The 24216-nt window shown below is 73.9% G+C and carries 18 protein-coding genes; 5 read left to right on the forward strand and 13 right to left on the reverse strand.

Features of this window, described 5'->3' with window-relative positions:
- Positions 1–152 precede the first annotated feature (152 nt).
- Positions 153–1412: a cytochrome P450 gene (locus ACZ51D_RS00370; RefSeq protein ID WP_465614917.1), complete on the forward strand. Its 1260-nt coding sequence runs from the start codon at positions 153–155 to the stop codon at positions 1410–1412.
- 110 nt (positions 1413–1522) lie between these two features.
- On the opposite strand, the gene ACZ51D_RS00375 is transcribed toward ACZ51D_RS00370, so the two are convergent.
- Positions 1523–4747 carry an ATP-binding protein gene (locus ACZ51D_RS00375; protein WP_465614916.1) on the reverse strand — a complete coding sequence of 1075 codons (3225 nt, stop codon included), beginning with the start codon at positions 4745–4747 and terminating at the stop codon, positions 1523–1525.
- Between the two features lie 352 nt (positions 4748–5099).
- Here ACZ51D_RS00375 and ACZ51D_RS00380 point away from each other — a divergent pair, with 352 nt between their 5' ends.
- Positions 5100–7526, forward strand: coding sequence for an RICIN domain-containing protein (locus ACZ51D_RS00380; RefSeq protein ID WP_465660607.1), 2427 nt, complete (start codon positions 5100–5102; stop codon positions 7524–7526).
- 190 nt (positions 7527–7716) lie between these two features.
- Here the strand turns inward: ACZ51D_RS00380 and ACZ51D_RS00385 are convergent, their stop codons facing one another.
- The gene (locus ACZ51D_RS00385) at positions 7717–8139 is read right to left on the reverse strand and encodes a hypothetical protein (RefSeq protein ID WP_465614914.1); all 423 of its coding nucleotides are present in this window, start codon (positions 8137–8139) and stop codon (positions 7717–7719) included.
- A gap of 177 nt (positions 8140–8316) precedes the next feature.
- Here ACZ51D_RS00385 and sigJ point away from each other — a divergent pair, with 177 nt between their 5' ends.
- Positions 8317–9312 (forward strand): RNA polymerase sigma factor SigJ, encoded by a 996-nt coding sequence (gene sigJ, locus ACZ51D_RS00390; RefSeq protein ID WP_465614913.1) that lies wholly within the window; start codon positions 8317–8319, stop codon positions 9310–9312.
- A 219-nt stretch (positions 9313–9531) separates the two neighbouring features.
- On the forward strand, positions 9532–10275 hold the full coding sequence (locus tag ACZ51D_RS00395; RefSeq protein ID WP_465614912.1) for an SOS response-associated peptidase: 744 nt from the start codon (positions 9532–9534) through the stop codon (positions 10273–10275).
- A 131-nt stretch (positions 10276–10406) separates the two neighbouring features.
- Here the strand turns inward: ACZ51D_RS00395 and ACZ51D_RS00400 are convergent, their stop codons facing one another.
- The 10 genes from ACZ51D_RS00400 to ACZ51D_RS00445 form a co-directional block, all read right to left on the reverse strand.
- A complete protein-coding gene (locus ACZ51D_RS00400) occupies positions 10407–11180 on the reverse strand; it encodes a GNAT family N-acetyltransferase (RefSeq protein ID WP_465614911.1) in 774 nt (257 codons plus the stop codon).
- 133 nt (positions 11181–11313) lie between these two features.
- Positions 11314–12030: a nitroreductase family protein gene (locus tag ACZ51D_RS00405; RefSeq protein ID WP_465660609.1), complete on the reverse strand. Its 717-nt coding sequence runs from the start codon at positions 12028–12030 to the stop codon at positions 11314–11316.
- 51 nt (positions 12031–12081) lie between these two features.
- The gene (gene lanL / locus ACZ51D_RS00410; protein ID WP_465660611.1) at positions 12082–14730 is read right to left on the reverse strand and encodes a class IV lanthionine synthetase LanL; all 2649 of its coding nucleotides are present in this window, start codon (positions 14728–14730) and stop codon (positions 12082–12084) included.
- Positions 14731–14808: 78 nt separating this feature from the next.
- Complete coding sequence (locus tag ACZ51D_RS00415) at positions 14809–14976, reverse strand: SflA family class IV lanthipeptide (protein ID WP_465614908.1); 168 nt, start codon at positions 14974–14976, stop codon at positions 14809–14811.
- Positions 14977–15301: 325 nt separating this feature from the next.
- A complete protein-coding gene (locus ACZ51D_RS00420; RefSeq protein WP_465614907.1) occupies positions 15302–16558 on the reverse strand; it encodes a sugar ABC transporter permease in 1257 nt (418 codons plus the stop codon).
- Positions 16555–17343 (reverse strand): ATP-binding cassette domain-containing protein, encoded by a 789-nt coding sequence (locus ACZ51D_RS00425; RefSeq protein WP_360501970.1) that lies wholly within the window; start codon positions 17341–17343, stop codon positions 16555–16557. Before ACZ51D_RS00425 ends, ACZ51D_RS00420 begins: the two co-directional genes overlap by 4 nt.
- Before the next feature lie 163 nt (positions 17344–17506).
- Positions 17507–18601, reverse strand: a complete 1095-nt coding sequence (locus ACZ51D_RS00430) for a sugar ABC transporter substrate-binding protein (RefSeq protein ID WP_360501968.1) — start codon at positions 18599–18601, stop codon at positions 17507–17509.
- A 451-nt stretch (positions 18602–19052) separates the two neighbouring features.
- Positions 19053–19964: a phytoene/squalene synthase family protein gene (locus tag ACZ51D_RS00435; RefSeq protein WP_465614906.1), complete on the reverse strand. Its 912-nt coding sequence runs from the start codon at positions 19962–19964 to the stop codon at positions 19053–19055.
- Between the two features lie 138 nt (positions 19965–20102).
- Positions 20103–20648: a hypothetical protein gene (locus ACZ51D_RS00440; protein WP_360501963.1), complete on the reverse strand. Its 546-nt coding sequence runs from the start codon at positions 20646–20648 to the stop codon at positions 20103–20105.
- 130 nt (positions 20649–20778) lie between these two features.
- On the reverse strand, positions 20779–22017 hold the full coding sequence (locus ACZ51D_RS00445) for a styrene monooxygenase/indole monooxygenase family protein (RefSeq protein WP_465614905.1): 1239 nt from the start codon (positions 22015–22017) through the stop codon (positions 20779–20781).
- Between the two features lie 213 nt (positions 22018–22230).
- Between ACZ51D_RS00445 and ACZ51D_RS00450 the strand changes: the two genes are divergently transcribed.
- A complete protein-coding gene (locus tag ACZ51D_RS00450) occupies positions 22231–22944 on the forward strand; it encodes an SMI1/KNR4 family protein (RefSeq protein ID WP_465614904.1) in 714 nt (237 codons plus the stop codon).
- Positions 22945–23062: 118 nt separating this feature from the next.
- Here ACZ51D_RS00450 and ACZ51D_RS00455 read toward each other — a convergent pair whose 3' ends face one another.
- Positions 23063–24100, reverse strand: a complete 1038-nt coding sequence (locus ACZ51D_RS00455) for an ArsR/SmtB family transcription factor (RefSeq protein WP_465614903.1) — start codon at positions 24098–24100, stop codon at positions 23063–23065.
- Between the last annotated feature and the right edge of the window lie 116 nt (positions 24101–24216).

Genomic DNA, 24216 nt, shown 5'->3' on the forward strand with positions numbered 1-24216 from the left:
TAGCCCAGAGTTCTGAACGCGTTCAATTGCTCGGGTTCCCTGATTCCTGACACCACGCTCGCATCCTGAAACCGCGCTGAAACCGCGCTGAAGGCGGCTCCCGGCAGGCTCTGGGACGTCGGAAGCCCCACCTCACGAAACGAGAAACCCACGTGACCAGCACGCCCGCCACCCCCGTCCGGCTGACCCCCGAGGACATCGAGAACCCCGTCGGCGCCTACGCCGCCTTTCGCGAGCAGGCCGAGCTGCCCCACGTCGTCCTGCCCGGCCTGGAGAGCCCGGTGCGGCTGGTCACCCGCTACGCCGACGTCAAGGCCGCGCTCACCGAGCCGCGCCTGGTCCGGGACCGCAGCGGCATCGCCGCCCCGGCCGGCGCCGAGTCCGACCCGCAGGACGAACTGCTGGCCGCCGCCTTCGAGGGCTTCCCCGCTGACTACGCCAAGTACCTCTCCGGCCACCTCGCACTCTTCGACGGCGAGGACCACGCCCGCCGCCGCGCCCCGCTCACCCGCGCCTTCACCGCCCGCCGGATCGCCGCCCTGCGCGGCTTCGTCGAGCGCACCGCCGCCGAGCTGATCGCCGGCCTCGCCGCCCAGGACGAACCCTCCGACCTGCTGGGCGAGTTCGCCTACCCGCTCACCACGTACGTGGTCTGCGAGCTGGTCGGCGTCGAGGCGGCCGACCGGGCCAGGGTCTGCGAATGGATCCGCGACTTCGCGTACGGCGACGGCAGCCGGATGGTCGAGGGCCTGGTCGGCATCGTCGACTACGTCAAGGAGCTGATCGCCCGCCGCCGCGCCGAGCCCACCGAGGACCTCATCTCCGCGCTGGTGCACGACACCCGCGACGGCGAGGAGCCGCTGGCCGAGGACGACCTGGTGACCGTCGTGTTCCTCCTGATCAACACCGGCATCACCCCGCCCGCCCTCTTCCTCGCCCACGGCTTGCTCGCCCTGTTCGACCACCCCGACCAGCTCGCCCGGCTGCGCTCCGAGCCGCAGCTGCTGGAGCGCGCCGTCCCCGAACTGCTGCGGTACATCAGCCTGGTGCGGATCGGCGCCACCCTCTACGCCACCGAGGACTTCGAGTTCGCCGGGACGGCGCTGAAGGCCGGCGACCCGGTGACCGTCGCCCTGCTGGCCGCCGACCACGACCCGCAGGAGTACGGCGAGACGCCCGAACGGCTGGACATCGCCCGGGAGTTCGGGCGCGGCGACGGCCACCTGGCGTTCGGCCACGGCGCGCACTACTGCCTCGGCGCGGCCCTCGGCCGACTGGTCACCTCGGTGGTCCTCGACCAGGTGCTCATCCGGCGGCCGGACGCGGCGCTCGGCGTCGGACGGGACGAGCTGCAGTTCGGCCACTGGCCGGCCGACGGCTTCCACCTGCTGCGGCTGCCGGTGCGGCTCTGAGCAGGGGCGCCCCGCCAGGGCCCCGGGACCGCACCAGCGCCGACGCCTCCGCCGCCAGGGCGTCAGGGCATCAGGGAGTCAGCGAGTCAGGGAGTCAGGGAGTCAGGGAGTCAGGGTCGCACCAGCGCCAGCGCCTCCGCTGCCAGGGTGGCCCGGTCCAGCGCCGCGTACCCGGTGACCGCCCGGTGGTACTCCCCCGCGTCGGCCCGCTCGGCGTCGCGCCGGGCCGGGGCCGATCCCATGGTCGGCTGGAAGCTGCGCAGGCAGCGGAAGCGCTCGGCCAGCGCGACCATCCGCACCCCGGCCCCGGTCCGATCGGCGTCGGACTCGCGGGCACCCCGGTCCAGCGCGGCCAGGCCGAGCGCGAGCAGCTGTGCCCCGGCGAGCGGGCCCGCCACCAACACCGCCTGGCCGTCCTCGCCGTCGCCGGCCAGCAGTGCGGCCAGCCGCTCCGGGAGGGCGGCGGCCAGCGGCGCGACCCGCTCCAGCTCGCCGTGCCGGGCGTGCGCGGCCACGCAGACCGCCGCCAGTTCCAGCGCCCAGGACGGGTCCGTAAGGGGGCCCGCGGGCGGCTCCGCCCCACGGGCCGACAGCCCGGCGGCCCGCCGCCACAGCGCCAGTCCTGCCGCCGACTCGCCCCGGGCGAGCGCCAGTTCCGCCCGGACCCCAAGCTCGGGAGCCACCAGGTCGACCGCCTCCTCCGGCCGGTGCCGTACCGCCAGCTCCAGCCAGTGCTCGGCGCCGTCCGAGTCCCCGGCCTGCAGGCTACCGATCACCATGCCCCAGCGCAGGCCCAACATGTCCTTCCAGTCGCCGAGTTCGTCCAACGCCGCGATCGCCGCGCGCAGCAGCGGCAGCGCCTCCGAACCCCGCTCATCCTGCAGGTACAGCTCGCCCAGGCGGGCCGGCGCCAGCACCCGCAGCCAGGGCACCCGCAGCGACTCGAAGGCCGCCAGCGTCCGCCGCGCCGAGGCGATCGCCCGCTCCACCTGCCGTGCGCCCTCCCACCGGTAGCCGGCCACCGCCTCGGCCACGCCCGCGAGCAGTGGCTCGGACGCGGCGCACAGCTCCGCCAGCCGGGTGCCGTCCGGGCCCAGCACCTCGGGCACGGCCGCCATCACGGCGGCGATCGCCCGCACGGGGGTGTCGGGCACGGCTGAGGGCAGCCGCCGCAGGGTGGCCAGCAGGCGCAGCGCGCCGGTGCCGGCGCCGAGGCCGCCGCCTGCGGTGAGCAGGGTGTTGACGGTGCTCAGGGCAGTGAGGGTGCGCACTGCATCCGCCAATTCCTGGGCGGTGTCGGCCCGTTCGAGCTCGGTCCAGTGCCGGGAGACCGGGCCGCCGGTGTCCTCGGCCAAGGCCAGCAGTCGGACGTAGTTGCCCTCGGTGGTCCACAGCGCGGCGAGGACGGCGGCGATCGCGGCGATCGCCGGACCAACCCCGGTATCCCCGACATCCCCGGTGCCCCCGGCGTCTCCCGCGCCCCCGCCGTTCTCGGCGTTCTCGGCGGCGAGGGCCAGTCGCAGCGCGCGGACCAGATTGTCCTGCTCCGCCCGGATCAGCCGCCACTGCGCCACTGCCGCAGGACCGAACGGTCCGTCGTGGTGAGCGAGGCCGAACTCCCGTGCCCAGTCGAGGAATCGGCTGGTGACGGACTCCTCCTCCCCCTCGTCCGCGCGCTGGGCGGCGCCGAACTCCCGTACCGTCTCCAGCATCCGGAAGCGCCCGCCGGTCGGAGTGTCGACCAGTCGCAGCCACGACTGGTCGACCAGGTCCTCCAGCACGGTCAGCGCGTCGGGGTCGTCCAGCAGGTGCTCGGCGGTCCGGGCGGTGAAGCCGCCGGGGAAGACGGAGAGCGCGCGCAGCGCCGCCCGGCCCGGCGCCTCCAGCAGGTTCCAGCTCCAGTCGACCACCGCCTGCAGGGTACGGTGGCGCTGCGGCGCGTCCCGGGGACCGCCGCGCAGCAGGGCGAAGCGGTCCGCCAGCCGTCCGGCGATCTCGGCCACCGACAACACCCGCACCCGGGCCGCCGCCAGCTCCACCGCCAGCGGCAGCCCGTCCAACCGGGCGCACAGTTCGGCGACCGGCCCGGCGGGCAGTTCCACGTCGGGGCGCGCGGCGCGGGCCCGCTGGGTGAACAGTTCGACGGCGGCGTCCCGGCCCAACTCCGGGAGCAGGTAAACCGATTCGGCGGAGATACCGAGTGGCGCACGGCTGGTGGTCAGCACCCGGACGTCCCGGCGGGCGGCCACCAGGGCGTGCGCCAACTCGGCGGCACCGCGCACCACCTGCTCACAGTTGTCCAGCACCAGCAGCGCCGGCCCGGGGCCCAGCGCGCCGGAGATCCCGGCCGGATCGCCCACGCCGAGCGCCGCCGCCACCTCCCCGGCCACGTCCTCGTCCGCCACCACCCCTGCCAGCGGCACCAGGTGCACCACCCGCTGCGCCGCCTCCCGCGCCATGGCCGCCGCCAGCCGGGTCTTCCCCAGCCCGCCGGGGCCCACCACCGACACCACCCGGGCGGTCCGCAGCAGCTCGGCCACGGCGGCGAGGTCGGCCTCCCGGCCCACCAGCGCGTTCGGCTCGTGCGGCACCCCGCGCCGCACCGGGGCCGCCTCACCGCGCAGCAACTCCTGGTGCAGCGCCCGAAGTTCGGGCCCCGGGTCGGTGCCGAGCGTGTCCCGCAGCCCACGGCGGTAGCGGTCGTACCGGCCGAGCGCGGACGCCGCCCCGGCGGTCCGGGCCTCGCAGCGCAGCAGCTCCAGCAGCACCTCCTCGTCCCGAGCCCGGCCGGTCGCCTCCACGGCGAGGGCCTCCACCGCCTCCGCGTGCCGTCCGGTCCGCGCCAGTGCGAGCGCCCGCGCCCGCCGCAACGCCCGGTAGGTGCGCGCCCGTTCGGCACGCAGCACGGCGACCGGGTCCGCCCCTGCGGGTTCGTCCGCGATGTCCCCCGGGCCCCAGAGCTCCAGCCCGGCCTCGGCCTCGGCGAGTGCCCCGGCATGGTCCCCGGCCCGCGCCTTCTCCGCGCAGGCGGCGGCGTGCAACAGCACCGCCGAGGCGTCCACCCGCTCCTCCCCGAGCCCCAGCCGGTACCCGGTCGGGGTGCTGACGATCAGCTCCGCCCCGAACCTCGCCCGCGCCCGCGACACCAGCACCTGCAGCGCCTTCCCCGGCCGCTCGGGCCCCTCCTGCGGCCACAGCCCGTCCACCAGCCGCCCGCTGCCGCACCCACCACGCACCTCCCCCGCCAACAGCGCCAACAGCCCCCGCAGCCCGGGCGCGGTGACCTCCTCTCCCCGGCAGGAGACCGTCGACAGAATGCGCAGCTCGATCGTCACCGCGCCAGATTAGCGATCAGGAACGATCATGGCTTTCCCAGTACTTGACCCGACCGAACAACCGCGGTCTCTGCACGGAGCATTGTCCGTGCCTCTCGCCGGAGGACACGCTCGCCGCGCTCGGGCGCAGAGCCCGGACCGCGCGGCCTCGCGGGGGCCCCTGCCCACCCCCGTCGGGCAGGGGCCCTCGCCGCTTCTTTTCGGACAGCCGGTGCCGCACGGCCCGTTGACGCGGCTTGTCTGAACATGTGAAATGTCACCCATCACACGCGATGCACCATCCAGCGATTTGAACGTTCAAACAGTTTCCCGACCACCCAGCACCCCGCCCCCGACCGGAAGAGGATCCGCCATGCCGCCCCGCACCCGCGCCTTACCGTCCGGTCTCCTGCTCCTGGCCGTCCTCGCCGCCCAGGCCCTCGGCAGCGTCCCGGCGTTCGCCGACGACCCGGCGTTCGCCAACAACCGGGCACCGCTCGTGGACGGCGGCAGCTACGTCCTCGGCTCCGCCCTGGACGGCAGCTGCCTCGGCCCGCAGTACGCGCAATCGGCCCCCGGCACCCCCGTCGTCGGCGCGGACTGCCAACGACTGCTCAGCCAGCGCTGGCAGCTGCGCCGCACCGGCGACGACTACCTGCTCGTCAACGCCGCGAGCGGCCGCTGCCTCACCCTCGACGGCCCGGGTCGCCCGCCCGCCACCGCCGACTGCGGCACCGCCCCCGACGCCGAGCGCTTCACCGTCTCCCGTGGCCCCCGGGGCACGTACACCCTCGCCGTACGCGGCACCGGCGCCTGCCTGAGCACCGAGCCCACGCCGACGCCGACTTCGACCGCTACTCCCACGGTCGCTCCCACCCCGGCGCACGGCGGCTGCGACGCCCGTCCGGCCCACCGCTGGACGCTCACCCGCACCGAACCCCTCGTCCTCGCCAACCCCGGCTTCGAGCAGGGCGCCGACGGCTGGACCCTCACCGGGCACACCGGCATCGCCACCAACAACCCGCACGGCGGCGCCCGCCTCGCCTACCTCGACGCCGGGCCCGGCTACGCGATCACCCACCAGGCGACCGCCGCCGGCGCGGGCAGCTACGACCTCTCCGCCTGGATCGCGACCGGCGGCCCCGGGGGCACCCTCTCGGTCAGCGTCAACGGCGCCGTCGTGCGCTCGCTCACCCTCCCCGAGCAGTCCACCTACGCGAAGTACACCCTCCCCCGGATCCGGGTCGCCGCCGGCGACCGGCTCGTCCTCACCGTCGGCTCCTCGCCCACCGGCTGGGTCAACGTGGACGACGCGGCCGTGGCCCCGTCCGCCCCCAACGACCCGGTCGCCACCTCTTCCGACCCCGAGGTCGCCGCCCTGTTCGACTGGGCCAAGACCAAGGCCAACAGCTGGGTGCAGCAGGCCGGCACCACCGGCGTCCTCGACATGGACGAGAACCACCCCGGCGGCACCGGCAGCACCGCCTACGACACCACGTACTGGGCCGGCTACCCGTTCCGATCCGCCTTCTACAGCCGGGACTTCGCCCACCAGCTGGTCGGCGCGCACCTGCTGGGCCTGGACGCCGAGAACAAGACCATGCTGCGCGGCTTCGCCGCCTCCGCCACCGAGGTCAACGGGCTCTACCCGGTCTGGGCGCTCAACTTCGACGCCCGGACGTACGGCGCCATCGACTACCGCGGCCCGAACCGCTTCGTCCGCGAGCTGCCCGCGCCCTTCGAGCTCGTCCAGAAGGCCGGTGAGGCCTACCGCTGGACCGGCGACCGCGACTACGCCGACGACCCGGCCCTCGGCACCTACGTCCGCAACACCCTCGGCCCGTTCATCGCCGGCCACCCCGGCCCGGTCGACAACGGCGGCCTGCCGATCCCACAGGCCACCAGCCGCAGCATCTTCGCCGGCACCGCCAGCTACGCCGAGAACGCCGCCGGGACCTACGCCGAGGCCGGTGACGCGCTGGGCGCCCAGTACCAGGCCTACCTCGCCGCCGCCACGCTGGCCGACGCCCGGGGCGACGCCACCTCCGCCGCCGGCTACCGGCAGGCCGCCGAGGCGCTCCGCTCGTACGTCAACTCCACCTGGAGCGTGGACAGTCAGCACCCCGGCGAGGTCGTGCACGGCTACGACACCGCCGGTCGGCCGGTCACCGGCTGGGGTTACGAGGCGAGTGTGCTGATGCCGGTCAAGCGGCTCATCGACCCCGGGCCCCGCCGGGACGCCCTCCTCGCCGCCGTCGACGCCGCCGACTCCGGCCCGGAACGCTCGGTCAACCTGGAGGCCTACACCTACCTGCCGGACGCCTTCTTCGCCAACCAGGACGGCACCACCGCCTGGAAGTGGATGCGGTACGTCTACGAGAGCGTCGGCGCCCAGCACGCCAGCGGGCAGATGCTCAACGGCGACTACCCCGAGGTTCCGTTCACCCTGCTCGCCCAGACCGTCCAGGGCCTGCTCGGCGTCGAGCCGGACGCGGCCACCGGCACGCTCGCCACCGCCTCCCGGCTACCCGCCTCGATGGGCTGGCTGCAGGTCGCGTCCATTCCGGTCGGCGACGGCACGGTGACCGTCCGCCACGACGGCGAACGGGCCAGCACCGTCACCAACACCGGTACGAAGCCGCTCACTTGGGAGGCCCGCTTCCGAGGGCCGCACGCGCGCGTCACCGTCGACGGCCAGGCGCGGGAGGCGCACACCAGGGTCGTCGACGGCGTCACGTACACCTACGCCACCGTCACCCTCGCCCCCGGCCGCTCCGCGACCGCGGCGGTCACCGACTGACCCCCGCCACACCGCTGACCCCCACACCGCACCACCCGCGGCCGGCCGGCCCCCCCCGGCCGGCCGCGGCTCCCCCAAGCTTCCTGACGGGCTGTCGCATCCCCCACACCCGCAGGAGTGCGCGCATGCACCCCCCCGCCGACCCGCTCGGCAACGGCAACGCCCTGACCCCGCCGATGGGATGGCACCCTCAGCTCCTGAGCCACCCCGACCGGGTGCCGGCCGCCTGCGCGACGCGGGCGGCCGGCACCCGCACCAGCACCGCCACGCTCAGGCCGAAGATCAGCACCCCCAGCGGGACGTGGACCGACGGAACGTGCGCGATGCCCAGGACCACCTGCGCCGAGGCCAGCACCAGGAAACCGGACGCGTACAGGATCGGCCGGGGCGATCCGCCACCCGGCCGCCACGCCAGGATCGCGGCCAGCACGTACAGCATCGACGCCCCGTACATCACCCGCGCCCCGACGCCGTGCAGCACCTCACCGTAGGAGGTGGACAGCAGCAGGCCGGCCGTGACCGCCTGGAAGAGGACGGCCGCGGTCTGCAGGGCGATCGCGGCCCGCAGGAACGTGACGCTGCGCGGTTCTGCTGCCGTCGTCGGTGTGACCATGACGCGGTCCCCTCTTCTGCCTCGCGGCGGTGATCGATAGTGTCTCGGTCAACCGACGACGCAGGGCCGCCGAGTGTGAGGTCCGGTCCGGCCTCACAGCCCGGTGCGCTTCCTCGTCGACACGGCGAGCGCCGCGACGGGCTGAAACGACGAGCGGACCAGGGAGCGGCCCCGACCATGAGCACCCCCTCCGAGCCCGGACCCGACCGGTCGCACGACGGACCGCAAGACCGACCGCACGACAGTCCCTTCGAACCGGACCTGAGCGTGATCGTCGGCGAGCGGCGGCAGCTGATCAACCTCGCCTACCGGCTGCTCGGTTCACTGGCCGAGGCCGAGGACGCCGTCCAGGAGACGTACGCCCGCTGGTACGCGATGCCGCGGGAGCGGCAGGAGGCCGTCGCCGCGCCCGGCGCCTGGCTGACGACGGTGGCCACCCGCGTCTGCCTGGACCTGCTCGGATCGGCGCGGGTCCGGCGCGAGCGCTACGTCGGCGAGTGGATACCCGAGCCGCTGCCCGACCGTACCGAGTGGATCGGCGGGCCGGGCGGCGGCCGGGAGAGGGCGGCCGACCCGGCCGACTGGGTCACCCTGGACGAGTCGGTGAACATGGCCTTCCTCGTCGTCCTGGAGGCGATGACCCCGGCCGAACGCGTGGCGTTCATCCTGCACGACGTCTTCCGGTACCCCTTCCCCGAGGTCGCCGAGATCGTCGGCCGCACCCCCGCGGCCTGTCGGCAGCTGGCCTCCTCGGCCCGCCGCAGGGTGCGCGGCGCGCAGCCGCCGACCGTCCCCAGGGCCGGGCAGGCCGGTCTGGTGCGGCACTTCAAGGAGGCCTGGGAGGCCGGGGACATCGAGGCCCTGGTCGGCCTGCTCGCCCCCGACGCCACGATGGCCGCCGACGGCGGCGGCCTGGTCGGCGCCGTCCTGCGCCCCGTCCTGGGCGCCGAGCGGATCGCCCAGTACCTGATCCACATCGCCGACAAGGCCCCCGGGCTCACCCTCCTGGAGCGGACGGTCAACGGCCGACCCGGCCTGGTCGCCCAGCACGCCGGTGTCACCGCGACCGTGGCGGCCTTCGGAGTGGACGTCGGCCGCATCACCCGCATCTGGGCGGTCCGCAACCCGGAGAAACTGCGCCCGTGGACGGAGCACGGGCAGCTCCCCCGCTGAGGCCCCCGCCACGGCTCGTCCACCACCGGCTGCGCGCCTCGCCCCAGCTGCGGCTGCCACCACGCCCACACGGCGGCCACGAGCCGCGCCGACCCCTGCCCCTTCGGCCCGGTCATGGCCCGGATGTGATCCGGATGTGATCCGGATGTGGCCCGGATGCGGTCCGGTGATGGCCCCGTCGCGGCCCGGTTGTCCGTCGGGGGTGGCAGGCTGGGGGGCATGTGCGGCCGCTTCGTCTCCACCACCACGCCCCAGGACCTCGTCTCGCTCCTCGGAGAACTCCGCTGGGACCCGGCCGAGAGCTTCGCGCCGAGCTGGAACGTCGCCCCCACCGACCCGGTCCCCGCCGTCCTGGAGCGCGTCGACCGGGACACCGGCGAGCTGCTGCGCCAACTGCGCCCGCTGCGCTGGGGACTGGTCCCGTCCTGGTCCAAGGACCCGTCCGGCGCCGCCCGCATGATCAACGCCCGTTCGGAGACGGTCGACACCAAGCCCGCCTTCCGCAAGGCCTTCACCGCCCGGCGCTGCGTCATCCCCGCCGACGGCTACTTCGAGTGGCGCGAGATCCCCGCCACCGCCGACCGCAAGAAGTACAAGCAGCCGTACTTCCTGAGCACCGGCGGCCTGATGCTGATGGCCGGCCTCTACGAGTTCTGGCGCGACCGCACCCGCCCCGACGACGACCCGCTCGCCTGGCTCGCCACCGCCACCGTCATCACCACCGACGCCACCGACAGCGCCGGCCGCATCCACGACCGGATGCCCCTCACCATCACCCCCGACGACCTCCCCGGCTGGCTCTCCCCCGCCCACACCGACCCCGCCGAACTCCACCACCTCCTGCGCCGCCCCGCCGACGGCGACCTGCGCGTCCGCGCCGTCTCCCCCACCGTCAACAGCGTCCGCAACAACGGCCCCGAGTTGCTGGAGAGCGCCCCCGACCCCCTGGGCCTCGCGGACTGACCCGTCCTGACCACGCCGCCCGGCTCTTCGCGCCTTCGCCAACGGTGGTGCGGCTCGACGCCGGACGTTCCTCAGCGGTCCGCAGAGCCGCCGAAGGCGCGTAGTGAGGGAATCGCGCCGGTTCGTCCGGGTCAGGTGCGCTCGAAGCCGTGGGTGTGCCCGATGACCTCGAAGCCACGGCGCGCGTACCAGTTTCGCGGCCAGTCGTCGGACTCCGCGATCAGGAAGCGCGTGCCGCAGCCGGCGTCCGTCGCACGGCGCAGGGCGGCGGCCAGGACGGCATCGGCGTGGCCGCGCCGGCGGTGTGCCTCGGCGGTGAGCAGGTCCTCGACCTGGGCGATCCCGAGGACGGGTTCGAGGTAGAGGTCGGTCCAGGCGGCCACCTCGCCGTTGTCCGCCCGTGCGCCGAGGAGCTGGACGCGTTCGGCCCCGCGCCGGGACGTCACCCGCCGGTCGACCAGCGACCGGACCACCTCCTCGCCCGCCGCCGGGAGCGCCGTCCGCCAACTCGCCGAGAGCGGCTCCCGGATCGCCTCCAGGTCGACCTCCTCGACGCGGCGCCCTTCGCCGACGGCGGGGGTCGGGCCGGTGTGCAGCATCACCAGGTAGGTGCTATGCCGGTACCCGGCCCGCCGGAACGGCTCGACGCACGCCTCCCCGAACTCCCCGTCCAGTACGGACACCAGACGGAACGGCCGCTCGCCCATCACCTCGTCGACGAGGCCGGGCAGGGCGGCCGGCTCCGTGTCGGTGCGGTCGACGAAGACCTGGTTGTTCGACCACGAGCCCGCGAAGCGGTCGTCGAACACCGCGAACCCGCCCGGGAGTTCGACCGTACGCTCGGCCCGCCGACGCGCGAACCCGGCCAGGAAGGCGTTGATCCGCCGCACTTCGTCATCCGACATGCCAGGCACTCTACGGCGTCCCGCCGACCGGGCCGCAGCGGGCGCGGGCCCGCCCATCTCCACCTCCCGATCGTGGTCCTGCCTCCAGGACGTGGGCGGCCGGACGCGAGCACCACCGGTTGGTGCCACGGCTTCACGCCACCGCCGGCCGACCCAGCGGGAGGAGGTACTGGATGGGCTCCTCCCGGTCGTCGAGGCCGAGGAGTTCGTGGGCGAGGTCGTCCTGGAAGCCGCCGAGGGGGGTGGTGCCGAGGCCGTGGGCGGCGGCGGTGAGGAGGAGGTTCTGGGTGAGGTGGCCGGCTTCGAGGAGGCCGAGGCGCAGGGCGCGCAGGCCGTAGCGGCGGCCCAGGAGGGCGAGGTCGAGGTAGACGGCGAGGGCGATCAGGCGGAGGCGGACGGTGTGCAGGGCGCCCGCGCTGGGGTACGGGCGGTGGCCGGTGTCGGGACCCGGGGCGTGGGCGGACCACAGGAGGCTGCCGAGGGTGGTGGCGGCGAGCGGGCCGGTCAGGGGGCCGCGGGTGGAGCGGCGGGTGTGCAGCGCGTCGGCGAGGGACGCCGGCGGCGGGCCCGGGGTGCGGAGGCGGATCCGCAGGTGGGGGCCGCCCTCGCCGTAGCGGATGAAGAACCAGTCGGTGTCCGCGAGGCCGTCCATCAGCGGGGCGAGGTCGGCGGTGAGGAAGGCGTCCGCCTCGCGGGCGGGCAGCGGCAGCGCGAGTGCAGGCTGTGCCAGAGCATCGTGGGCAGGCGGTGGGTGGTCATCGCGTCCTTCCCGGACGGCTGGGCGAACAGGGACGGCTGGCGGGACGGGTTCGGGCCAGAGGGACGGGTGCGGCCAGGGTTGGGAGCACACCGAAGCGCGGGTGCGGCCGGTCCGCACCCGCGAAGACCCTCCAAAGCCTTCTCAGCGCAGCGGCAGCAGCCCCGGCACCGGGCCGCCGCGCCGGGACAGGCGGCGCAGGAACGTGGCGACGCCGGGGGTGCCGACCGCCCAGGCGCGCGCCTCCGCGTCCGGTTGCCGGCCCGGGAAGACCGGCCGGTTCGGCGGGCCGCCGGCACGGGTGAGGAGGAGACCCGCCAGGTCCTCGGCCGCCGCCCAGTGGCGGGCGTCTGCGGTGGCGTCCGCCAGGTCGATCAGGAGGTCCCCGACACCGGCCAGGCCGCAGCAGCGGAACACCTGGGCGGTCCTCGGAGCGACGGTTCGGCAGGTGGCGGCGGCGTCGGCGGCCAGGGCGAGCAGGTCCTCGTCGCCGTACCGGAGGCCGGCCTGGACCAGCAGCGTGCCGAGTCCGGCCAGTCCCCGGCACCAGGAGAGGTAGCGGCGGGTCGCGCCGGGCCGGCGGGCGGCGTCCGCGATCCGGGGGAGGTCGGCGGCGAGGCCGTCGACGATCCGGCGGGCGGTGTGCTGCGACGCCTCGTCGGGCATCGCGAGCAGGAAGTGGGCGACGCCGGCCCGGCCGTGCGCGAAGCCCTCCGCGAGGGCGGCGGTGCCGGGGTTGGGCGGGTCCTCGGGTTCGTCGAGCGGTCCGGTCGTCAGCCGTGCGGCGCAGCGGGCGGCAGCCGCGCGGTGCCGGTCGGCGCGCTGCTGGTCTCCCGCCGAGCCGACGGCCGCCGATCCGCCGACGGCCGAGCCGACGGCCGCGAGCAGCAGGTGCCCGGTGCCGATCCCGGCCGCACCGGCGATCTGGTCCGTCCCCACGCCCAGGCCGGGCGCGGCGCGCAGACCGGAGGGGAGCGGTTCCGTCCCGAGTGCGGCCGCCGCTTCGGCGAGGAACAGCTCGACGCCCGTACGGCCTTGGTACAGGGAGTCGTCGAGGCGGTCGAGGGCCGGGTGGGCGGCGGTCCAGCGGGCGAGGTCGGCGGCGGCGGAGCGGGCGTCCGGGCGGTCCGCGTGCTGCAGCAGTTCGAGGCCGAGCCCGACCGCGCCGTCGTAGAGGGAGAGCAGGGTGCGGGGCCGCTCCGCGCCGGGGCCGGCGGCGACCAGCTCGCGGGCCATCCGTACGCACGTGGTGACGGTGTGGTCGAGGGCCTCGTCCGGCAGCGCGCGCCCGGGCCGCGTCGGCCGCCGCCGTACGGGAGCGGCGTCCGCACGCGCGCGGCGCAGTCGCGAGGCCGCTGCGGCGCGCTGCGCCGGGTCGAAACTCAGCAGCCCCGCGACCAGGTCCACCACCGGGTCGGCCTCGGGGAGGGCGGCGCGCAGGCAGGCGAGGGTGCGGTCGCGGTTGGTCGCCGGGTCGGGGTCGATGACGACCGGGTCGAGTCCGGTGAGGGCGTAGTGCAGGGTGGTGCCCAGCGCGTAGTGGTCTTCGGTGGGGTCGTCGCCGGTGCCGCCCGGCAGGCCGTAGCCGGCGGTGGCGCCCGGCGGGCGGTCGCCGGCCAGGGCGCTCACGCCGAAGTCGACCAGTGCGGCACGGCCGTCGGGGTCGAGCACCACGTTGGCGGGTTTGAGGTCGCACACCACCACGCCGCGCGCGTGCACCGCGTCGAGGATCCGCAGCAGCCCGCGCGCCAGTGTCCACCCGTCGCGCCCACCGTCCCCGGGGCCTGCGACCGCAAGGGCGCTGTACGGGCCGGAGGTGAGGACGTCACGGCGCAGGTCCCGTCTCCCGCACGCGCCGCTGACCAGGTATTCGTCGGTGCCGTGCCGGAAGTAGTCGACCAGCGGCGGCACTCCGGGCACCCCGGCCAGTGCGGCGAGCACTCGGCGTTCGTGCCGCAGCCGGCCGCGTGCGTCGGTGCCGGCGCCGTCCTCGGCGACGAAGGCCCTGGCCTGTTTGACCACCACCTCGCGCCCGGTGGCGAGTTCGACCGCGCGGTAGACGTGGCCGCTCGGCGCGCGGGTGATGCCCGCCGTGATGCGGTAGCGCCCGTCGCCGACCCGGGTGGTCGCCGGACGGGCGGGGGCGTCCGGCGGGGTGAACGGGTCGCTCGCCCAGGGTGGTTGGCGGTAACGGGCTTCGGCCAGGCCCGGGAACGGCGAGCCGTCGGGGCCGGTCATGCCGCGTTCCGCTTCGTCGTCCGTGACGCGGAACGGTCCGTAGCGGTAGTACAGCGGGGCGTCCGGCCGGATCCGGCGGTCGCTCACCACCGCGGGGCCGGCCCATCCGGTCAGGGCCCGCGCCAACTCCGTTGCCAGGGCGTGGACTTCGTCCGGCCGGGGGTAGAGCGTCACGGCTTTGCCGACGGCGGCGGCGCCGTGGCGGCCGCTGTTGAGTTCCTGCAGCACCGCGGCGCTCCGGGCGAACTTCGCGTCGCAGGTGTGGCGCAGCAGGATCGGGACCACCACGTCCAGCAGGTCCGCCAGTTCGCCCGGGCGGGTGGACACGTGCAGCTTCCATCCGTGGGCCAGCTCCGGCATCCGCGGGTCCTGGAGGTACCACCACGGCCCGTCCTCGCGCAGTGGCCCGCGCGGGACGGGAGTGGCGGCGGCGAGCGCCTCGCCCCTTCTCGGCGGCGCCTCACCCCTCCGCTGCGACGCCTCGCCGCTTCGCAACAGCTCTTCGACTCTGCGTCGCAGCGACTCGGCGGAGCCGGGGTCGGGTGGTGCGTCCATGGTTCCGTCCCTTCCCCGGTTCCGCTTCGTGCCCGGCTGATCGCTCGGGTCAGGCGTTCATCTCGCAGGGGAAGCGGGTCAGAAGTCGACCTCGCACGGGAAGCGGGTCGGAACGTACGTGACCCACGGGTCGGCGAGACACGCGACCGGCGTGAGGTCCGCGTCGAGCTCGTCCTCGAAGGTGAGGGTGTCCTCGTCGATGTCCAGCAGGCCTGCGTCGCGGATGTCGGTCATCACTGCGCTCATGTGGATCCTCCCGGTGATTCTGGTCATTGGGATCTCTGACTGGGCTGCCTCATGCTAGCCACGCCCACCGGGCCGTCACAGGGGTCGGACAGACCTGGCAACTCGCCTACGACAAAGGACGGTTCCGTTTGTGGACGCCGTCTGCGTCCACCCTCACACCTCGCCGCCTCCGCCCGGGTCCGCCCTCGACGAGGCGGTGAGCCGTCAAGCCCGGACCGGAGCAGTCAGCGCGGGCAGGGTTGCTCCCGGCCGGTACGACACGGCGGGCCGGCCCGGTACCCGAGGGGTGGGTACCGGGCCGGCCCGTGCCGCGTGTCACGCCGGGTCAGCGCGCGGCGGTCTTGCGGGTGCGGCGGGAGACGGAGTCCAGGACGACGGCGGCGAGCAGGACGGCACCGGTGATCATGTACTGAATGGCCTGGTTGACGTGGACCAGGTCGAGTCCGGTGATGATCGACTGGATGACCAGGATGCCGAGGAGCGCGGACCAGGTCTTGCCGCGCCCGCCGAACAGGCTCGTGCCGCCGATGACGGCCGCGGCGATGGAGTTCATCAGGACGTTGCCGCCGCCGAGGATCTTGTCCGCGGAACCCTGCTGGGAGGCGATGAACAGGCCACCGAGGGCCGCCATGCCGGCGGAGATCATGAAGACGGAAATCCGGATCCAGGCGACGTTGATGCCCGCACGGCGGGCGGCCTCCACGCCACCGCCCACGGCGAAGACCTGCCGGCCGTAGCTCGTGCGGCGCAGGACGAAGTCGGTGATGACGACGACGGACAGGAAGACGAGCAGGGGCAGCGGCAGGCCGCGGTCCTGGTTCAGCATGTAGGCGGCGGTCAGCGCGATGACGGCGAGGACTCCGGTGCGCAGCGCGATCTCGCTCATCGGGCGCGCGGCGAGGCCGGCGGTGGCGCGGCGGCGGGCGTCGAGGATCTGCCCGGCGGCGAAGAGCGCGACGCCGAGGACGGCGAGGCCCCAGGTGTAGGCGATGTCGCCGTCGCCGAGGAAGTACGTGTCCAGGTTGGCCACCACGCCGTCGTTGACGACGTTGACGGTGCCCTTGTCGCCCAGCACGTACTGCTGCAGGCCGCTCCAGGCGAGCAGGCCGGCGAGCGTGACGACGAAGGCCGGGACGCCGATCTTGGCGAAGAAGAAGCCGTGCAGGGCGCCGATGGCGACGGCGGCACCGATGGCGATGAGGCAGGCGACCCATTCGTTGTAGCCGGAGCGCACGGACAGGACGGCGGCGATCGAGGCGGAGACGCCGGCGACGGACCCCAGCGAGAGGTCGATCTCGCCGAGGAGGAGCACGAAGACGATGCCGACGGCGATCAGGCCGGGGCCGACGATCCACTTGGTGATGTTGGTGAGGTTGTCGGCGTTGAGGAAGTCGCCGGTGATGCCCTGGAAGATGGCGCCGATGAGGATCAGGCCGAGGACGACGGGCACGGAGCCGAGATCGCCGTTCCTCATCTTCCGCTTGAACTCGGCGAGGTAGCCGGCGAGGCCGGCCTCGCGGACGAGCAGGCGGGGGTCGACCGCGGGGGCGGCCGGGGCGGGGGTGGTCTGTTCGGTGGTCACTTCGCTTCTTCCGCGATTCGGGCCTGACGACGGGTGACGGCGTTCTCGGTGGCGCCGGTGATGGCGGAGATGATCACCTCGTGCGAGGTGGTCGCCACCTCGAAGACGCCGTTGTTCCGGCCCAGGCGCAGGACGGCGACGGTGTCGGCGACGGCCTTGACGTCGGCCATGTTGTGGCTGATCAGGATGACGCCGAGGCCGCGGTCGCGCAGGCGCTCGACGAGGTCGAGGACCTGGGCGGTCTGCTCGACGCCGAGGGCGGCGGTGGGTTCGTCCAGGATGACGATCTTGGGGTCGCCGACGAGTGCACGGGCAATGGCGACCACCTGGCGCTGGCCGCCGGAGAGGGCGGCGATGGGGATGCGCACGCTCGGGATGCGGATGGAGAGGGTGTCGAGGAGTTCACGGGCGCGCTTCTCCATCGCGACCTCGTCGAGCGTGCCGAAGCGCTTCAGCTCACGGCCGAGGAAGAGGTTTCCGACCACGTCGAGGTTGTCGCACAGCGCGAGGTCCTGGTAGACGGTGGCGACGCCGAGGGCCTGGGCGTCGTGCGGGCGGCCGATGGAGACCGCCTGGCCCTCCCACTCGATCGCTCCCTCGTCGATCGGGTGGACGCCGGCGATGGTCTTCACCAGCGTGGACTTTCCGGCGCCGTTGTCGCCGACCAGGGCCACCACCTCGCCTGCGTGCACCTCCAGGTGCACGTCGGTGAGTGCCTGGACAGCGCCGAAGCGCTTGGAGACCCCGCGCAACGCCAGTACGGGTGCGCCTGTCACGTGAACCATCTCCTTCTTCCCGCGCGCCGTGATGGTGGGTCGGCGGCCGGGGTGGCCCGCGCGCCGTGCGGGCGGGCGGGTGAGCGTCAAAAGGGGTTGTCGGGGCGGGCCGAGGTCCGCCGCGGCTGCGGGCGGGCTCCCCGGGGATGCGGGGAGCCCGGCCCGGGCGGTGCTACTTCAGGCCGGCGGTGGCGCAGGCGGCGGCGTAGTCCGCGGTGCAGATGTCGGCGGCCTTGTAGAGGCCGTCGGCGATGACGGTGTCGTTGATGTTGGCCTTGGTGACGACCTTGGGGTCGAGCAGCTTGGCCGGGATGCCCTTGTCGGTGGCGCTGTCGACGCTGGCGGTCGCGACGGTCTTGACGTCCTTGCCCTGCAGGAGGTCGACGGCCAGTTCGGCAGCGCTGTCGGCGAGCGGCTTGTAGGCCTTGTAGATCGTGTAGGCCTGGTCGCCGTTGACGATGCGCTGGATGGCGTCGAGGCCGGCATCCTGACCGCCGACCGGGACCTTGATGCCCGCACCCTGGAGCTGGGTGATGATGGCGCCCGCCATGCCGTCGTTGGCGGAGTAGACGGCCTGGAAGCCGTCCTTGCCGAACTGGGTGATCGCGGCACCGATCTTCTGACCGGCGACGGTGGGCTTCCACTCGCCCGACTGCTCGTAGACGACCTTCTTCACCTTGCCGTCGAGCACCTTGTGCGCGCCGGACTTGAACTGGCCGGCGTTCGGGTCTGCGTCGTCGCCGTTGATCATGACGATGTTGGCGTCGGCGGCCTGCGCGCCGAGCGCGTCGACCAGGGCCTGGCCCTGGAGTTCGCCGACCTTCTCGTTGTCGAAGGAGGCGTAGGCGGCGACCGGGCCGGTGGCCAGGCGGTCGTAGGCGACGACCTTGACGCCCTTGGCGGCGGCCTCCTTGACCCAGGACTGGGTGGAGGTGGCGTCGAACGCGTCGAGGACGATCACCTTCACGCCCTGGGCTATCAGGGTGTCGAACTGCTGCTTCTGCTTGGCGGCGCTGCCCTCGGCGTTGTTGTAGAGCACCTTGCAGTCCGCGCACAGGGCCTTGACCTTGGCCTCGATGAACGGCTTGTCGAAGGACTCGTAGCGGGTCGAGGACGCGTTCTCGGGCAGCAGCAGACCGATCGACTTGGTGTCACCACCCGCGGCGGAGTCCTTCTTGTCGCCGCCGGCCTTGCCGCAGGCGGCCATGGACAGGGCCATCGAGACGGCTGCGGTGGCGATAACGGCGCGACGCATCGTTGCGTTCATGTGGGGGTGCCTCCCTGACGTCGCCGCGACGGTGCGGCGGAGTGGGAGGGAGTCAACCCGCAGATGTCAGATGGAGTCAAGAAGTAAATCCAAGACGAGATCATGTTGGCTTTTTTGTTATCTTCCTGAACGCATGAAGCGCCGGGTTCTGCACCCGTGAACACGCAGAGAAGCATGAACGGGACTATCGGTGACGAAATCGACTGCAGGCCGGGCGGACTGCCGGAGGCGCTCCGCGGGCTGGGTGCCCTGGGTGCGGAGCGGCTTCCTACGGGGCTGGTGCGTTCAAGATGTGTCGACCGGGGTATAGTCCGCGGGTCGGCTACGGACTCAGCCGAGGAAGCCCCGTCGGGCAGGCATCTGCCCTGACCCGCGCTGCCGGCCCGACTCGCCTGCCCGGAAGGCTTTCTGGCGGAACGTCAGCGGCGGCTCGCGTGAATGGCTCGGCCCGTCAGTCGCGGAGCCGCCGGGCCCGGAGGTACTCGCGGCCGAGCAGGCGCAGCGCGGCGGCCTTGGCGGGGCTCGCGGAGCGGCGGAGCAGCGCGCCCAGGTCGGCGCGGGCGGCGGCGCTGATGAGCTCGTCCACCCCGAGGAGGCAGCGAACCATCGGCCGGTGGGCGGGCGGCACCAGCTCGATGACGGCCCTGCCCTCGGCGAGTGTGCGGTCGGCCCGGTCGAGCAGGTCGCCGAGCAGCGTCCGGACGGCCGGCAGGTCGCGGGCCTGTTCCAGGTCGGCCCGGGTGACGCCGTGCTCGCGCAGGGTCTGCTCGGGGACCGTCAGCCGGCCCTCGGCCAGGTCCTCCGCGAGGTCGTTGACGAAGTCGAGCCGCTGGGCGCCGTCGATGTAGGTGCGGCAGGCGGCGCGGAAGACCGCCTGGTCGCCGGCCGGGCCGAGCAGGCCGGCGACGACCATGAAGCCGGGCAGCGAGTACCCGTCCACGTACGCCTGGTACTCCGCCTCGGTGGCGAACCCGGTGAAGTCGAGGTCCGCGTCCGCCGCGGCGAGGAAGTCCAGGACGCGCTCGCGCAGGGCGGGGTGCGCGCCGACGCTGTTCAGCAGGGGGCGCAGCTCGGGGTCGTCGGTGCGGCCGGCGGCAAGGCTCTCGGTGACCTCCCGCTGCCAGCGGGCGGACGCCGCCCGGCGCTGCGCGAGGGGGCCGCTGTCGAGCAGGGTGTCGGTGCGGTGCATGAAGGCGGCCGCCGCGATCACGTGCGGGACCGTGCGGTCCGGCAGCAGCAGGCCGGCCGCCAGGGTGACCTCCCGCTTGTACCGGGTGACCTGTTCCCGCTGCCGGCCGTAGTCGGCCCGCAGTCCGGGGTCCTGCACGCCGGCGGCGTCCAGCGCCCGCTCCCACCTGCCCACTCGGTCCACCCAATCACTTGTTCGATCGGGGCCGAGCGTAGTCGGTGGGAGCCGGGCGTCCTATTCGAGACGCCACCCGAGACGGTCGCCACCCGAGGCGCCGAACGCCCAGGGGCCGAACGCCCGGGGAACGGACGGTCAGCGCTGGCGGATCGTGGAGAAGCCGCAGGCGGGGGTGCAGAGGGTGACGATGCCGCTGTAGCGGTAGGTGGTGCGGCCCTTGGTGACGCTGTGGACGGTGACCTTCTCCCGCAGGTTCAGTTCCCGGCAGCGCGGGCAGGCCGCGCTGACCGGCTTGCCCCAGGGGCGGTTCGGGTCCAGCTTGCTGTAGGAGACCACCATCAGGACGACGGCGAGGCCGGCGCCGCCGAAGCCGATGTACCGCCACACGCTGCTCGAGGACTCCCGGCGGTCGATCATCTCGTCGTAGGAGTAGGTGCCCCCGCCGCCGTGGTTGGACCAGATCCGGCACTCGCTGTCCCGGGTCATGGTCTTGCCGTCGCAGGTCGGTGCGGAGTTCGGGTCCGACTTCCCGACCACCAGCGCCAGGAAGAGGCCGACTGCGGCCAGCAGGCCCAGCACGACCACGGCGGTGGTCCGGCTACGGCCGGTGTGCAGCCGTTTGCGCTCGTTGTACGCCGTATCGATCACTGCCTGGGCCATGTTGCCCCCGTCGACCGCCACCACGTGTCTCCTGTTGTCCGGATGTCCGTACGGCTCGCGTCCCGAGCCGCATACCCGCTCGGCGAGGGGGCGACACGAACCCACCATGATCAACGCGTGTTCGCACCCGATTCGGAAAGGTTGTGACCTTTCAGTTATCGGCCGTGACCGAGGCCAGGTAGGCGGCGGCCTTCGCCGGGTCGAGGAACCACCGCTCCACGTCCGCCGGATCGTTGAAGTTGTTGGCGAACCGGTCGGCCACGGCCGGGTGTTCGCCCGCCGCGACGAGCAGGTCGAGGACGTGCGGGGGCGGCGGGGCGAGCATCGCGTTGGTCCAGGTGGTGACCGGGCCCGCGGTCTCCCAGAAGCCGTCGAAGGCGGCCTGCTGGAAGTCGCGGTCGAAGGGCTTGTCGCCGTGGGCGAGGATCGCCGCCAGGTAGCCCGTCGCGCACTTGGCGGCGTTGTTGGCGCCCTGCCCGGTGATCGGGTCGTTGGTGACGACCACGTCCGCCACGCCCAGTACCGTGCTGCCGCCGGGCAGTTCGCCGACGGGGTGGCGGACCACCGGGGTGAAGCGCCCGGCCAGGGTGGCGCCGGCGTCGGTGAGTTCGACGCCGGACCGCGCCCGGTCGTACTCCCAAGGGGTGAAGGTCTTCATCAACTCCAGGGTCACCCGCAGGTGTTCCGCCGGGTCGCGGATCCCGTCGAAGGCGTCCGCCGGTCCGCCCGGCACGGCCTCCCAGAGCAGGATGTCGCAGGGCCCCGACACGGTCAGGGCCGGCATCACGAACAACTCGGCGATACCGGGCACCACGTTGCAGCGCACCGCCGGGAAGTCGTGCTCGGGGCGCGGCGCGAGCCCGTGCACGTAGGCGGCGGCCAGCGCGCGCTGCGGCCGCTCGTGCGGCGAGCGCGCGTGGTCGCGCTCGAACAGCGAGCCCAGCGGGCCCTTGCCGGAGGCGATCAGCACCAGGTCGTACGAGCCGGCCAGGTGCTGCAGGTCGGCGGCGGTCACCTTGCGCAGCTCCACCCGGCCGCCGCGTTCGGCGAAGGTCTCCAGCCAGGCGGACATCTTCAGCCGCTGGTCGACGGAGTACGCGGAGGCCTCCAGCCGTCCGACCCAGTCGATCACCCGTGCCGACTCCGGCCCGGTCACCGACACCCCGACGCCCTCGATCCGGGGCGCCTCGTCGGCCCACAGGTCCAGGCCGAGGGCGCGTTCGGTGCGCAGCGCGGAGTCGAACATGCACTGGGAGGAGAGCACCCGCCCGGCCCGCACCTCCTCCGCGCTGCGGTCCGTCAGCACCGTCACGTCGTAGCCGTGGGACTGCAGCCCCAGGGCCAGTTGGAGTCCGGCCTGCCCGGCGCCGACGATCAGAACTCTGCGCATCGCCCCTGCTCTCCTGCTGGCACGTCCCGGTGGTGGTACGTCCCGGCATCGCGTACGTCCCGGCTCGGCGGCCGGCTCCGCCCGGTTACCCAGTGGCCTGGATACCAGTCATCGGCGCGCGCGTCCACGGGCCGAGCAGGGACCGTACGCAACGCCGGGGGCCGCCGGGGGTCCGCCGGGATCCGGCTCCAAGCCGCCTGACACAATCCGATCATGCGAACAGCGGAGGTGGACTGGGGCGACGTCCGGCGGCGGGCGCTCGCCCTGCGGGCGATGCGGGAAGCCGAACAGGGCGGTCCGCGTCCTCCCCTTCCGCCGCCGCTGACCGAGGCCCACATCCGGGAGGCCGAGGAACAGTTCGGCCTCGCCTTCCCCGCCGACTACCGCCGGTACCTGCTGCACGTCAGCGCGGGCAGCGAGCACAACCGCATCCGCGAGCTGCACCGCTCCGACCACGGCTGGCGCTGGCGGGGTGACCACGACACCCTCCTCGCCCGGCTCGGCACCCCGTTCCCCGACCACGACACCGCCCTCGCCGCCGAGGAGGAGGTCTGGGACCGCGCTCCGAAGGAGGGGGACCACGCCGACCCCGCCGCCTTCGCCGCCGCGCACGCCGCCTGGAGCGAGGAGGCGGAGGCCGCCGCCGAGGCCCGCGTCAGCGGGGCGGTCTTCCTGGTCGCGGGCGGCTGCAGCTTCTCCACCCTGCTCGTGGTCAGCGGCCCGCAGCGCGGCACGATGTGGTTCGACGGCCGGGGCACCTGCGACCGCCTCAACCCGCTGCTCACCGACGACGACCGCCCGGCGACCTTCACCGAGTGGTACCTCGACGACCTCGCGCACGCGGAGCGCCCCGACTCGCCGGAGAAGCGGGCCCACACCCCGATCTCCGGCCGCTGGTTCGACGACTGGCGGCAGTACCGCTCGTAGACGCCCCTCCTGAAACGCCGCCACGAACCCGCCGCTACGAACCCGCTGCTACGAACCCGCCGTTACGAACCCGTCGCCACGAACCCGCCGCTACGAACCCGCCGCTACGAACCCGCCTTTACGAAACCGCCGCGCGCCCGGCCACCAACTGGTCGCCCAACGCGCTGCGCCGGTACAGGACGTGCCGCCCGTCGCGGGCCCGGGCGACCAGGCCCGCCGCGTACAGGACCCGCAGGTGCTGGGAGACGGCGCTCGGCGTGACCCGCAGCCGGCGGGCGACCTCCACGGTGGCCGACGGCTCCGCCAGCAGAACCAGCAGCCGGGCGCGCGGCGCGCCGAGCAGCGCGGCCAGGGCTGACGGGCCGGTCGGGGAGGCCAGGCCGGTCAGGCCGCGCAGCCCGATCAGGCCCTCGGCCGGCGGGGAGTCCCACAGGGTGGCCACGCCCCGGCTCGGGTAGACCAGGCTCGGCGGCTCCTCCGGGCTGAGCGGCGGCGCGGGCTTGTGCGCGAACACGGACGGTATGAGCAGCAGCCCCCGGCCCGCCGCCGCGACACGGTGCCGGCTGATCATCCGGTCGATGTGCAGCACGCCGCCTCGCCAGCGCAGGTCCGGGTGCATGTCGGCGAACAGCAGGCGGGCGCCGCCGAGGGCGAGCCGCCGAGCCCGGTACGTCATGTCCGCCTCCAGCACCAGGCGCATCGTCGGCCACTCCGGCGCGATCGCCGACTCCCAGTACCGGCGCAGGAGTTCGCACAGGGCGTCGCGCAGCCCGGCGACCGCGTCGTCATCGCCCTCCGCCGCGACCCGCAGGGCCTCCGGCACCGGGTCCGGTGCGTGCGTCAGCAGCAGGTCGCGGCGGACCAGGGCCGGGGAGGTCCGGCGCACGACCGACAGCTCCTCCTCGAAGCCCGGCGCGAAACTCCCGGGAATCGGCGTCAGGAAGTCGGGGACGGTGCGCCGGCGGGCGACCAGGGACATCAGCAGCCCGGCGTCGAGCGCCCCCAGCCGGCCGAGGACCGACCTGCGCCACGGCAGGTGCAGCGCCGACAACCCGGGGTCCTGCAGCACCCGCAGGCTCAGCACGGCCTCGTGCAGCGGCGACAGCGCGAACCGGGTGTCCGCGAGGTCCTCGACGTCGAGTACGAAGCTGATCATCAAGCACCACGCTACATCGATTGGCGGCGCCACGACGATGCCGTGCACTGGCGCCATGACACCGACGACTCCGCTCACAACTCCCGTACGGCGCACCGCCGCCGGAGCCCCCGCGC

This window comes from Kitasatospora sp. NPDC033851 (genome assembly GCF_055576085.1).